Here is a 12,871-nt window from a genome sequence, read left to right as displayed (position 1 = left end):
TCCGGCTTTTTATTATTTAACTTTCGTTCAGCACACTAAACATCCCGTCTCGCATCCCCTTAACTGACTGTTTAACCTGATAAAGTTCCCTGCGCAGTTCCTGTACTTCGTTGTTATCCCAAGCAGGATCAAACATCCCTCCGAGATCTTCACGGTAACGCCCGTGCCGATCTCAAATCCCGCTTTTCTCAGCCATTTGGCGCTGATTTTGATCACCGGCGTGTCGCTGCGGTTGGGCAGATAACCCACGGTACAGCGACGCTGTGTTTTGGAAATGGTGACTTCTGGCGTAATATTGTGTTTAAGTTAGGGGCTTTCGTAATCTAGCCCAGCCCCGGCCCTAAACACAACCCCCACTCACCACAACCTAAACTCATCCGCATCCCGCCATGCCGGAAACTTTTCTCTATATTCCCGCAATGCCACCATCGACAGCTCCGCATCAATACGCGTTGCCTTATGCGCGTCGGCGGTAGCGATAATCTCGCCTTGCGGATTAATCACCCGGCTGTCACCGCGATAATGGCAGCCGTTGCCATCGCTGCCGACGCGATTGCATCCCGCCACATACGCCTGATTCTCAATCGCGCGGGCCGTCAGCAATGCCTGCCAGTGCAGAGAGCGCGGAGCTGGCCAGTTGGCGACGTACAGGGCGAGGTCATAATCGTTGAGATTGCGCGACCACACTGGAAAACGTAAGTCGTAGCACACCAGCGGCAAAATACGCCAGCCGCGCCATTCCACAATCACTCGCGCATTGCCCGCTTTATAATGCAGATGCTCATCTGCCATGCGGAACAGATGACGCTTATCATAAAAATGTACCGTGCCGCCCGGCTCAACCAGCAAAAAGCGGTTAACCGAACCAGACTCCGTTTGTAATGCAACACTGCCTGCAATCAGCGCATTGCACTGCTGCGCCTTAGCTGTCATCCAGTTCACTACGTCATCTTGTGCAAGCGACGAAGCTGCCGCTTCCATGGCAAAGCCGCTGGTAAACATCTCCGGTAGAACGATCACATCGCGCCCGGTAATACCTTCCAGTTGACGATCAAAATGGCGCAGGTTGGCAGGACCATCCACCCACACCAACGGTTGCTGCAAAAGCGTAATCTTCAAACTAGGCACGGTGTACAACTCCTTTATGCGAAGGGTTTTATAACTTTAACACCTTATCAGGCAGTTGCCTTAGCGCAGAATAAATTGATAACAAATGCTGATATTGGAAATATCTGATTTGCAAATTATCGTGTTATCGCCAGGCTTTAGGAGGTTAATAACATGGGCAGGATAAGCTCGGGAGGAATGATGTTTAAGGCAATAACGACAGTCGCCGCACTGGTCATCGCCACCAGTGCAATGGCGCAGGATGATTTAACCATTAGCAGCCTTGCAAAGGGCGAAACCACCAAAGCTGCGTTTAATCAGATGGTGCAAGGGCATAAGCTACCTGCATGGGTGATGAAAGGCGGTACTTATACTCCCGCACAAACCGTAACGTTGGGAGATGAGACGTATCAGGTGATGAGCGCGTGCAAACCGCATGACTGTGGCTCGCAACGTATCGCTGTGATGTGGTCCGAGAAATCTAATCAGATGACGGGGCTGTTCTCGGCTATTGATGAGAAAACGTCGCAAGAGAAACTCACCTGGCTGAATGTGAACGATGCGCTTTCGATTGATGGTAAAACGGTGCTGTTCGCGGCGTTGACCGGCAGCCTGGAAAACCATCCGGATGGCTTTAATTTTAAATAATTAGCGGATAAAGAAACGGAGCCTTTCGGCTCCGTTATTCAATTACGCGGCTTCAACTTTCCGCACTTTCTCCGGCAACTTTACCGGCTTCGTCGCCAGCTCTTCCGGATCAAAGTCATCAACGTTAATACTGCGCAGACGGCTTTCTTCCGCTTTCACCAGAATAGCGGCTTCATCTTTATCAATCAGCCCCTTCGTCAGCGCGTTGTGCGCCAGTTCATCCAGACGGGTAAATGGCAGATTTTTACCCAGCTCTTTACAGATCCGCTGATGAATCGAGTCGGCGGCAATCACATCCACCAACGCCTCTTCCAGTAAACCAACCGGGTTATGCTCGCTTGGCGTCAGGTACTGACCGCGACCAATACGTGAACGAGTGGCGTTCGGCACTTGTAAAATCTTCGCCACTTTATGATCCAGCTTGTCAGACGGTGCCAGATAATGACGTCCGGTCGGGAAGATCACCACATTCAGCAGCCCGGCAACCACGCGGTTCGGGAAGTTTTGCAGTAAATCGTCCATCGCCTGTTCTGCCTGATACAGCGCATCCTGTACGCCCCAGTGCACCAGCGGCAGATCGGCTTCATTACGGCCTTCGTCGTCATAACGCTTCAGAACGGCAGAGGCGAGGTAAAGCTGGCTTAAAATATCCCCCAGACGTGCCGAGATACGCTCACGACGTTTCAGGCTGCCGCCCAGCAGTGCCATCGAGACATCAGAAAGCAGGGCGAGGTTGGCGCTCAGGCGGTTCAGGTGCTGATAGTAGCGTTTAGTGGCATCGCCGGTTGGCGTGCTGCTGGTTAAACCGCGCGTCAGGCCCAGCCAGAAGCTGCGAACTTTGTTGCTACCGACGTGACCGATATGTTTGAACAACAGTTTATCGAACGCGTTGACGTCATTGTTCTTCGCCGCTTCCATCTCTTCCAGCACGTACGGATGGCAACGAATCGCTCCTTGTCCGAAGATCATCATGCTGCGGGTCAGAATGTTAGCCCCTTCAACGGTGATGGCAATCGGTGCGCCCTGGTAAGCACGCGCCAGGAAGTTGCTTTGCCCGAGCATAATGCCTTTACCGCCGGTAATATCCATCGTATCAATAATCGACTGCTGCCCGCGGTGGGTACAGTGATACTTAACGATAGCCGACAGCACGGCAGGTTTTTCGCCGAGCATAATGCCGTAGGTAATCAGCGATGCCGCAGCATCCATTACATAAGCGTTCCCGGCAATACGCGCCAGCGGCTCTTCAATCCCTTCCATCTTACCGATAGAGATTTTGAACTGACGGCGAATGTGAGAATACGCGCCCGTTGCCAGCGCTACCGATTTCACGCCGCCGGTTGAGTTGGAAGGCAGGGTGATGCCGCGGCCTACCGAGAGGCACTCCACCAGCATCCGCCAGCCTTGCCCGGCCATTTTCGGCCCGCCGATTATGTAATCGATCGGCACGAAGACATCTTTACCGCGCGTCGGTCCGTTCTGGAACGGTACGTTCAGCGGGAAGTGGCGACGACCAATTTCCACGCCCGGCGTGGTGGTTGGGATCAGCGCACAGGTAATGCCTAAATCTTCTGCACCGCCGAGTAATTTTTCCGGGTCGGAGAGTTTAAACGCCAGCCCAAGCACGGTCGCAATCGGTGCCAGCGTAATGTAGCGTTTGTTCCAGGTCAGACGCATCCCCAGCACCTGCTGGCCCTGCCATTCGCCCATGCAGACAATCCCGGTGTCCGGAATCGCGCCCGCATCGGAACCCGCTTCCGGGCTGGTCAGTGCAAAGCAGGGGATCTCCTGACCACGCGCCAGACGCGGCAGATAGTGATCTTTCTGCTCGTCAGTGCCGTAATGTTGCAACAGTTCGCCCGGGCCTAATGAGTTTGGCACGCCGACGGTAATCGCCAGGATCCCGCTCACGCCAGAGAGTTTTTGCAGCACACGAGACTGGGCATAAGCTGAGAACTCCAGTCCGCCGTACTCTTTTTTGATAATCATCGCGAAGAAGCGATGCTCTTTAAGGTACGCCCACAACTCCGGCGGCAGATCCGCCAGCTCATGAGTAATCTGGAAATCATTCGCCATCCGGCAGGCTTCTTCTACCGGGCCGTCGAGAAACGCTTGCTCTTCAGCGGTCAGGCGCGGCTGCGGATAGTTATGCAGCTTTTTCCAGTCCGGCTTGCCCTGGAACAAGTCGCCCTCCCACCAGGTGGTGCCCGCATCAATCGCTTCTTTCTCAGTGCGCGACATCGGCGGCATCACCTTACGGAAACCGCGAAATACCGGCGCGGAAATCATCGACTTACGCATAGGCGCAAAGTTAAATGGCACGAGGATAATGGTCAGAGGCACCAGTACCCACGCCGACCACAGACCAGCAACGCCGAGGGCGGCTGTCCAGGCGAGCAAAATCAGACTGCTGATAAATAAGCTCACGCGGTGATAGAACAACGCGCCGAGCAGGACAACCGTAGCGAGAATACTCAAAATCATCATAACGAAAAGCCCCTTACTTGTAGGAGGTCTGACCACTTGTGATGATATGGTTGTAGTGGATGTAAAAACATTTAGCAATGTGTTTACAATATAATTACAACAAAGCTCACATTGTTGCTGTTTTTATCCGCACTTCAGGTCAAAAAGTCCTGGTCATAGCACCTGCCCGTACTTCTCGCTTTTGGCGGTATCCGGTACACTGCATTTTGTCTATTACATTTATGCTGAAGGATATCCTCATGTACCAGGATCTTATTCGTAACGAACTGAACGAAGCGGCGGAAACGCTGGCTAACTTTTTAAAAGATGACGCCAATATTCACGCCATTCAGCGCGCGGCGGTCCTGTTAGCAGACAGCTTTAAAGCCGGTGGCAAAGTGCTTTCCTGCGGCAACGGCGGTTCCCATTGCGACGCTATGCACTTTGCCGAAGAGTTGACCGGTCGCTACCGTGAAAACCGTCCGGGCTACCCGGCGATTGCTATTTCTGACGTTAGTCATATTTCCTGCGTCGGTAATGATTTCGGTTTCAATGATATTTTCTCCCGCTACGTTGAAGCGGTAGGTCGCGAAGGCGATGTACTGCTGGGGATCTCCACCTCCGGTAACTCTGCAAACGTGATCAAAGCGATCGCAGCGGCGCGTGAGAAGGGGATGAAAGTGATCACCCTGACCGGTAAAGACGGCGGTAAAATGGCTGGCACGGCGGATATCGAAATTCGCGTTCCGCACTTTGGTTATGCCGACCGCATTCAGGAGATTCACATTAAAGTGATCCATATCCTGATCCAGTTAATTGAAAAAGAGATGGTTAAGTAAGTCTGGCGTAGGCCGGATAAGGCGTTTACGCCGCATCCGGCACTTGTGCGCTGATGCCTGATGCGATGCTGACGCGTCTTATCATGCCTACAAATCTGTACCCGAACCGTAGGCCGAATAATTCGTTTACGCCGCATCCGACCTGAAAATTCTTAAATCAATCTTCGCCGGGGTCCATGCGCTCCCGCTGTTGTGGAGGTTACCCATGTGCGAATTGCTCGGGATGAGCGCCAACGTCCCTACCGATATCTGCTTTAGTTTCACCGGACTTGTACAGCGTGGTGGTGGAACCGGGCCACATAAAGATGGCTGGGGCATTACCTTTTACGAAGGTAAAGGCTGTCGCACATTTAAAGATCCACAACCCAGCTTTAATTCCCCCATCGCCAAACTTGTCCAGGACTACCCGATAAAATCCTGTTCGGTGGTGGCTCATATTCGCCAGGCTAATCGGGGCGAGGTGGCGCTGGAAAATACTCACCCATTTACCCGCGAGTTATGGGGGCGTAACTGGACTTATGCCCATAACGGACAACTGACGGGCTACAAATCACTGGAAACCGGCAACTTCCGCCCGGTCGGTGAAACCGACAGCGAAAAAGCCTTTTGCTGGCTGCTGCATAAATTAACGCAGCGTTACCCGCGCACGCCGGGCAACATGGCGGCAGTATTTAAATATATCGCCTCACTGGCGGATGAACTGCGGGCGAAGGGCGTTTTCAACATGCTGCTTTCGGACGGGCGCTATGTAATGGCGTATTGCTCGACTAATTTACACTGGATCACCCGCCGCGCGCCGTTTGGCGTGGCAACGTTGCTGGATCAGGATGTGGAAATCGACTTCAGCTCGCAGACCACACCGAATGATGTGGTCACGGTGATTGCGACACAGCCGCTGACGGGCAATGAAACCTGGCAAAAAATTATGCCAGGCGAATGGCGCTTATTTTGCCTCGGGGAGCGTGTAGTTTGATGCCAGTTGTGGCTGCACCACTTCGTGGCTTAACGGCTTGCTGACCACGTAACGGCCATTGGCCACAGAAACGGTCGGTGGCTTACGGGTTTGCTCAAAGTAGTCGTAGCCCGGCTTCAGCTGCTCCCAGAAGTCCTTAAAGTTGGAATATTTATGGCGCTTCATATTGGCGTCGGTCATGCGGAATGGGTAAATACTCACCTGCACGCTCGGCTGACCAAACACCAGCGCACCAGTAACGAACTGGAAGATCTCATCAATACCCTGATTGGTCATTGCGTAGCAGCCGATGGATACACAATCGCCGTGGATCATTAGGTATTTCCCTTCATAACCATGCGCACGGTCATAAGCATTGGGGAATCCAATATTAATCGCTTTGTAGTAACGGCTGTCTGGTTTTAACTGATTACGCTGGACGCTATAAAACCCTTCCGGGCTTTTGAAATCGCCCTGACGCTGTTTTGGCCCTAAGCCGCCGGAATATTTACAGATTTTATAACTGTCGAGCAGTTGATATTGCTCGCCCATTTTGACGTAAAGATCGAGCGTACGTTCTTCCTTGAAGATCTGGATGTAGACAGGGGATCCCATCAACTGCTGCTTATACTCTTTGCTCACTGGCGTGGTCGAGCTACTGCTGCCCAGCAAACCGGCAAACGAAACGCACGGGATCAACAACATCGCAAGAATTAATGCGATTTTACGCATACTGCTTATTCCTTGATAAAACGGTTACACACGCCAGGACGGCAAAATGGCTCCCAAATCGGAATAGTCTGGATTTGGAAGGCTCACATTATCACCAAAAGAGTTTTACGCAAGCCTGTCGGCGCTGGGTTTACAAATTTAGCACAGGGGCAGTTTTCAATAGTCCGAAAAGCGCATGTATCATTTATTTCCTAATATTATGAAATCTCAATAGTAATATGCAAATAAGCAATTAATAATCCCGTTTACTCCTCCGGTCTTTTAAAATTCTCACCTTCATTCAGCCGGTTTATGTCTTTCATGTCTTCGTTCTTGCTCGGCAGATTTTTGCATCCAGGCGTGTTTTCGTTATGCGTTTTGCTCCCTTTACTCGCCAGCGCCACCACAACCGGGAGCAGATAAAACAGCATCCAGAATGGTTTCCTGCGCCGCTCAAGGCGAGTGACAGACGCTGGCAGGAGCTGGCGGAAAACAACCACTTTTTAAGCAGCGATCACCTGCATAACATCACCGAAGTGGCGATTCACCGCCTGGAGCAGCAGCTTGGCAAGCCTTACGTCTGGGGCGGCACGCGGCCCGATCAAGGCTTCGATTGTAGTGGGTTAGTTTTTTATGCCTACAACAAGATCCTTGAGGCGAAACTCCCGCGCACGGCTAATGAGATGTACCACTACCGTCGGGCAACGATTGTGGCGAATAACGACCTGCGCCGGGGAGATTTGCTATTTTTCCATATCCACAGCCGCGAGATTGCCGACCATATGGGGGTGTATCTGGGCGACGGTCAGTTTATTGAGTCACTGCGCACCGGGGAAACCATTCGGGTAAGCCGGTTAGCCGAACCTTTCTGGCAGGACCATTTTTTAGGCGCACGCAGGATTTTGACGGAAGAGATGATTTTGTAGGACGGATAAGGCGTTTACGCCGCATCCGGCGGTTGTGCACGGATGCCTGATGCGACGCTGACGCGTCTTATCATGCCTACAAATCTGTGCGTTTTTGCGAGCCGCTTTCCCGATATAACACAGCGTCATTGTCGGCCTTTCCTTTTCCTCTTACCGTTGAGAAAAAGGAGTCGCTATGTCGGAATATCGTCGTTATTACATCAAGGGGGGAACATGGTTTTTCACGGTAAATTTACGCAATCGTCGAAGCCATCTTCTGACCATCCAGTTCCAGACGCTCCGTAACGCCATTATTAACGTTAAGCGAGACAGACCTTTTGAAATTAACGCCTGGGTCGTTTTGCCGGAGCATATGCATTGCATATGGACATTACCCGAAAGCGATGATGATTTTTCCTCTCGCTGGCGGGAGATTAAAAAGCAGTTCACCCATGCTTGCGGATTGAAAAATATCTGGCAACCGCGTTTTTGGGAGCATGCCATTCGCAATACAAAAGATTATCGCCATCATGTTGATTATATTTATATAAATCCAGAGAAACATGGCTGGGTAAAGCAGGTGAGTGATTGGCCATTCTCAACGTTCCATCGCGATGTCGCGCGAGGGTTATATCCCATCGATTGGGCGGGAGACATAACGGATTTAAGTGCCGGGGAGCGTATCATTTTATAACTGTGCGCTGGTGCCGGATGCGCTTACGCTTATCCGGCCTACAAATCGTGCTTTAACGGTAGGCCGGATAAGGCGTTCACGCCGCATCCGGCAGTTATGCGCAGATGCCTGATGCGACGCTGGCGCGTCTTATCATGCCTAAAAACTTGTGCCTGAACGGTAGGCCGGATAAGGCGTTTACGCCGCATCCGGCAATTGTGCACCGATGCCGGATTCTTACATCAACGCCCCCATAATCTTCAACTCCAGCTCATCCGGCACTTCGTTATACGACAGCACATGCAGCCCCGGCGCAAACAACCTTGCATAACGCGCCAGCAAAGGGCGTAGCTGCGGCGGCACCAGCAGCACCGGATCTTTCCCCGCCGCTTTCATCTGCTCTTTCACCTGTGGCATCGTGCTCTGGAACTGGTTGAGCATATTCGGGTCAACCGGCACGCTGTCGAGCATCACTTTGCCGGCCTGTTGCGCCTGATTCACTACGTTGGTCAGCAGATTTTCCAGCTCATTATTCAGCGTATACACCGTCAGCTCCTGCTTGCGAACGAACGGATGAGTAATGCTGCGCCGCAGCGCCAGGCGCACATCGGCCGCCAGCAGAATATGATCTTTAGTCACCGTGCTACTGGCGACCAGCACGGTGGCGATGGTGACGATATCGCGCAGGGAAACGCCTTCGGTCAGCAGCGCCCGGTACACTTTCAGCAATTGGCTGTAATTGAGCGCCGCGCTTAAATCCTCCGCCAGGCGCGGTGCCATCGACGACAAACGGTTATGCAACTGCGTGATGTCATCATAGTTAAACAAATCAGGAATATAGCTGCGCACAATCTTGTTCACATGGGTGGCAATCACACTGGCGCTGTCGATCACCTGATACCCCATATTCAGAGCCTTCGCTTTCTGCGCAGGCTGGATCCAGGTGACCGGTATCCCGTACGCCGGGTCGTTCCCCAGCACGCCGTCAATCTCGCCGTAGGTTTCGCTGGAGGGCAGCGCCATCAGTTTATCCGCCGGAATATCCGCTTCATCAGCCTTAATGCCGTTGATGAAAATAGCGTACTGGCTGGGCTTGAGGCGGAAGTTTTCCCGAATGCGGATCTCCGGCAGCAGCACGCCGTTACCGTCGGAAATCACCTGCCGAACGCCGCGAATCCGCTGGGTGAGCGGGTTGCCCTGCGCTTTGTCCACCAGCGCCACCAGCTTGTAGCCGAGGCTTAAGCTGATGGGCTCGATCAGCGGAATAGTTTCCCAACTGACCTGTTGTTCGCTGGTTTCAGTGATGGTGCGGGTCAGCGTTTCGAGGCTTTTCTCTTCCGCCTCCGCCGCCTGCGGGCGTTTGCTCATCCGCCAGCCGGTAAAGCCAAGCAGGGCGCTGAACAGCAAAAACGGCAGATGCGGCATCCCCGGCACCACCGCCAGCACGAACATGATCCCGGTGGCGGTGTAGAGCACCGACGGGCTTGCCAGCAACTGGTGGCGCACGTCATGGGCGATATCGCCGTTGTCGCTGACGCGGGTGACGATAATCGCCGCCGCGGTGGAGAGCAGCAGGGAAGGGATCTGCGCCACCAGGCCGTCGCCGATGGTCATCAGCACGTATTGCTGGAAGGCGGCGTCGGCGCTCAGGTTGTATTTGAAGATGCCGATACAGACGCCGCCGCTCAGGTTGATCGCCAGAATCATCATCCCGGCGATGGCGTCTCCGCGTACAAACTTCGATGCCCCGTCCATCGCGCCGTAGAAATCGGCCTCGCTGGCAACATCTTTACGCCGGGTTTGCGCCTGCGCCTGGTTGATCAATCCGGCGTTAAGATCGGCGTCAATCGCCATCTGTTTGCCGGGCATCGCGTCCAGGGTAAAGCGGGCAGAAACCTCGGAAATACGCTCGGCCTCTTTGGTGACGACGATAAAGTTGATTGTCAACAGCGTCAGTAAATCCGAGCGTGAAAGCATTATCGCCGCGCTGCACGGGCAGTCGATTTTTAACGGTGGTGGGCTGTCGCCGTTAAATAAAATCAGCCCGTCTCATCCGCCAAAACCTGCCACCGTGGCGGTGCCGGAAGAGACGGAGAAAAAAGCGCGTGATGTGAATGAGAAAACGGCGCTGCTGAAGAAGAAATCCGCCACCGAGCTTGGCGAGTTGGCAACCAGTATCAACACCATTGCCCGTGATGCGCATATGGAAGCGAATCTGGAGATGGAGATTGTTCCCCAGGGATTACGCGTGCTGATTAAAGACGACCAGAATCGCAATATGTTCGAACGCGGCAGCGCGCAGATTATGCCGTTCTTTAAAACTTTGCTGGTGGAGCTCGCGCCAGTGTTCGACTCGCTCTATAACAAAATTATTATTACCGGGCATACCGATGCGATGGCCTACAAAAACAATATCTACAACAACTGGAACCTTTCGGGCGATCGCGCGCTTTCAGCTCGTCGGGTGCTGGAAGAGGCCGGAATGCCGGAAGATAAAGTGATGCAGGTAAGCGCAATGGCGGACCAGATGCTGCTGGACGCGAAGAATCCGCAAAGCGCGGGCAATCGGCGTATTGAGATTATGGTACTGACCAAAAGTGCGTCCGATACGCTGTATCAATACTTTGGTCAGCATGGGGATAAAGTGGTGCAGCCGCTGGTGCAAAAGCTGGATAAGCAGCAGGTGCTTTCGCAGCGAATGCGCTAAATGCTGAATCTTTACGCATTTCTCAAAACCTGAAATCACTGTATACTTTACCAGTGTTGAGAGGTGAGCAATGCGTAAAATCATTCATGTGGATATGGACTGCTTTTTCGCAGCGGTGGAGATGCGCGACAATCCCGCTCTGCGCGATATCCCTATTGCTATTGGCGGCAGCCGCGAACGTCGGGGGGTGATCAGCACCGCCAATTATCCCGCGCGTAAATTTGGCGTACGTAGCGCTATGCCTACTGGGATGGCGCTCAAATTATGCCCACATCTCACCTTGCTTCCGGGGCGCTTTGACGCCTACAAAGAAGCCTCAAATCATATCCGTGAAATCTTCTCGCGCTACACCTCGCGCATTGAACCGTTGTCACTGGATGAGGCTTATCTCGATGTTACCGATAGCGTCCATTGCCACGGTTCTGCGACCCTCATCGCCCAGGAAATCCGCCAGACGATCTTCAACGAGCTGCAACTGACGGCATCTGCGGGCGTGGCACCAGTAAAGTTTCTCGCCAAAATCGCCTCCGACATGAATAAACCCAACGGTCAGTTTGTGATTACGCCGGCAGAAGTTCCGGCATTTTTACAAACCTTACCACTGGAAAAAATCCCCGGCGTCGGCAAAGTCTCGGCGGCAAAACTGGAAGCGATGGGGCTGCGGACCTGCGGTGATGTACAAAAGTGTGATCTGGTGATTCTGCTTAAACGCTTTGGCAAATTTGGCCGCATTTTGTGGGAGCGTAGTCAGGGGATTGACGAGCGCGACGTTAACAGCGAACGGTTACGAAAATCCGTCGGCGTGGAACGCACGATGGCGGAAGATATTCATCACTGGTCTGAATGTGAAGCGATTATCGAGCGGCTGTATCCGGAACTTGAACGCCGTCTGGCAAAGGTAAAACCTGATTTACTGATTGCTCGCCAGGGGGTGAAATTAAAGTTCGACGATTTTCAGCAGACCACCCAGGAGCACGTCTGGCCGCGGCTGAATAAAGCTGACTTAATCGCCACCGCGCGTAAAACCTGGGATGAACGCCGCGGCGGGCGCGGTGTGCGTCTGGTGGGGCTGCATGTGACGTTGCTTGACCCGCAAATGGAAAGACAACTGGTGCTGGGATTATGATGTATACTATTATGTATATTCTGGTGTGCATTATTATGAGGGTATCACTGTATGCATCGGATTCTCGCTGAAAAATCGGTCAATATCACTGAGTTACGTAAAAACCCAGCTAAATACTTTATTGATCAACCAGTTGCGGTTCTTTCTAATAATCGCCCCGCAGGATATCTCTTAAGTGCCAGCGCATTCGAAGCGTTAATGGACATGCTTGCTGAACAAGAGGAGAAAAAGCCCATAAAGGCGCGCTTTCGTCCAAGTGCTGCAAGATTAGAGGAAATTACACGCCGCGCTAAACAATATCTTAATGATATGACGGATGATGATTTCAATGACTTTAAGGAATAAGGATGCGGGTATTCAAAACAAAACTTATTCGCCTGCAACTTACAGCAGAGGAACTTGATGCGTTAACGGCGGATTTTATTTCCTATAAGCGTGACGGTGTTTTGCCAGATATATTTGGTCGCGATGCACTCTACGACGACTCGTTTACCTGGCCATTAATCAAATTTGAGCGAGTTGCTCATATTCATCTGGCAAATGTGAATAATCCATTTCCGCCACAGTTGCGCCAATTCAGCAGAACGAATGACGAAGCGCATTTGGTATATTGTCAGGGTGCGTTTGATGAGCAAGCATGGTTGCTCATTGCCATTCTGAAGCCTGAACCTCATAAACTGGCTCGAGATAACAACCAAATGCATAAAATTGGAAAAATGGCAGAAGCGTTTCGCATG

The 12,871-nt window shown here is 52.4% G+C and carries 11 protein-coding genes and 3 pseudogenes; 9 read left to right on the top strand and 5 right to left on the bottom strand.

Going from position 1 to position 12,871, the window contains the following annotated elements; genetic code table 11:
* Positions 1-16: 16 nt before the first annotated feature.
* Together ACUU1I_RS16250 and yafV are read right to left on the bottom strand one after the other, a co-directional pair.
* Positions 17-249: pseudogene (locus tag ACUU1I_RS16250) on the bottom strand (SymE family type I addiction module toxin).
* A gap of 108 nt (positions 250-357) precedes the next feature.
* Positions 358-1,128 carry a 2-oxoglutaramate amidase gene (yafV, locus tag ACUU1I_RS16245; protein WP_001139559.1) on the bottom strand — a complete coding sequence of 257 codons (771 nt, stop codon included), beginning with the start codon at positions 1,126-1,128 and terminating at the stop codon, positions 358-360.
* Between the two features lie 180 nt (positions 1,129-1,308).
* Here yafV and ivy point away from each other — a divergent pair, with 180 nt between their 5' ends.
* Entirely contained in the window at positions 1,309-1,755 is a 447-nt protein-coding gene (gene ivy / locus ACUU1I_RS16240) for an Ivy family C-type lysozyme inhibitor (RefSeq protein ID WP_005100645.1), read from the top strand.
* Positions 1,756-1,797: 42 nt separating this feature from the next.
* On the opposite strand, the gene fadE is transcribed toward ivy, so the two are convergent.
* Entirely contained in the window at positions 1,798-4,242 is a 2,445-nt protein-coding gene (gene fadE / locus ACUU1I_RS16235; RefSeq protein WP_000973116.1) for an acyl-CoA dehydrogenase FadE, read from the bottom strand.
* Between the two features lie 239 nt (positions 4,243-4,481).
* Between fadE and lpcA the strand changes: the two genes are divergently transcribed.
* Both lpcA and ACUU1I_RS16225 read left to right on the top strand, forming a co-directional pair.
* Positions 4,482-5,060, top strand: coding sequence for a D-sedoheptulose 7-phosphate isomerase (gene lpcA, locus ACUU1I_RS16230; RefSeq protein ID WP_000284050.1), 579 nt, complete (start codon positions 4,482-4,484; stop codon positions 5,058-5,060).
* 205 nt (positions 5,061-5,265) lie between these two features.
* The gene (locus ACUU1I_RS16225) at positions 5,266-6,033 is read left to right on the top strand and encodes a class II glutamine amidotransferase (protein ID WP_000333379.1); all 768 of its coding nucleotides are present in this window, start codon (positions 5,266-5,268) and stop codon (positions 6,031-6,033) included.
* On the opposite strand, the gene dpaA is transcribed toward ACUU1I_RS16225, so the two are convergent.
* Positions 6,004-6,744 (bottom strand): peptidoglycan meso-diaminopimelic acid protein amidase, encoded by a 741-nt coding sequence (dpaA, locus tag ACUU1I_RS16220; protein WP_001225676.1) that lies wholly within the window; start codon positions 6,742-6,744, stop codon positions 6,004-6,006. The two genes, ACUU1I_RS16225 and dpaA, sit on opposite strands and share 30 nt — an antisense overlap.
* Before the next feature lie 377 nt (positions 6,745-7,121).
* On the opposite strand from dpaA, the pseudogene ACUU1I_RS16215 reads away from it, so the two are divergent.
* Positions 7,122-7,649, top strand: a pseudogene (locus ACUU1I_RS16215) (C40 family peptidase); the annotation flags it as partial.
* Between the two features lie 175 nt (positions 7,650-7,824).
* On the top strand, positions 7,825-8,322 hold the full coding sequence (locus ACUU1I_RS16210) for an REP-associated tyrosine transposase (protein ID WP_000006249.1): 498 nt from the start codon (positions 7,825-7,827) through the stop codon (positions 8,320-8,322).
* Between the two features lie 216 nt (positions 8,323-8,538).
* Here the strand turns inward: ACUU1I_RS16210 and ACUU1I_RS16205 are convergent.
* Positions 8,539-10,257 (bottom strand): annotated as a pseudogene (locus ACUU1I_RS16205) (flagellar biosynthesis protein FlhA); the annotation flags it as partial.
* Here ACUU1I_RS16205 and lafU point away from each other — a divergent pair.
* The 4 genes from lafU to yafO form a co-directional block, all read left to right on the top strand.
* Positions 10,223-11,008 (top strand): putative lateral flagellar export/assembly protein LafU, encoded by a 786-nt coding sequence (gene lafU / locus ACUU1I_RS16200; protein ID WP_000207560.1) that lies wholly within the window; start codon positions 10,223-10,225, stop codon positions 11,006-11,008. The pseudogene ACUU1I_RS16205 and the gene lafU overlap by 35 nt on opposite strands.
* 70 nt (positions 11,009-11,078) lie before the next feature.
* A complete protein-coding gene (gene dinB / locus ACUU1I_RS16195; RefSeq protein WP_001226172.1) occupies positions 11,079-12,134 on the top strand; it encodes a DNA polymerase IV in 1,056 nt (351 codons plus the stop codon).
* 51 nt (positions 12,135-12,185) lie between these two features.
* Positions 12,186-12,479: a type I toxin-antitoxin system antitoxin YafN gene (yafN, locus tag ACUU1I_RS16190; protein WP_000554759.1), complete on the top strand. Its 294-nt coding sequence runs from the start codon at positions 12,186-12,188 to the stop codon at positions 12,477-12,479.
* A gap of 2 nt (positions 12,480-12,481) precedes the next feature.
* A partial coding sequence (yafO, locus tag ACUU1I_RS16185) for a type II toxin-antitoxin system mRNA interferase toxin YafO (protein ID WP_449144858.1) occupies positions 12,482-12,871 on the top strand: 390 nt, incomplete at its 3' end.

The sequence above is a fragment of the Shigella sp. SIG3 genome (assembly GCF_053555855.1).
This window is presented reverse-complemented; position numbering and strand designations above follow the sequence as displayed.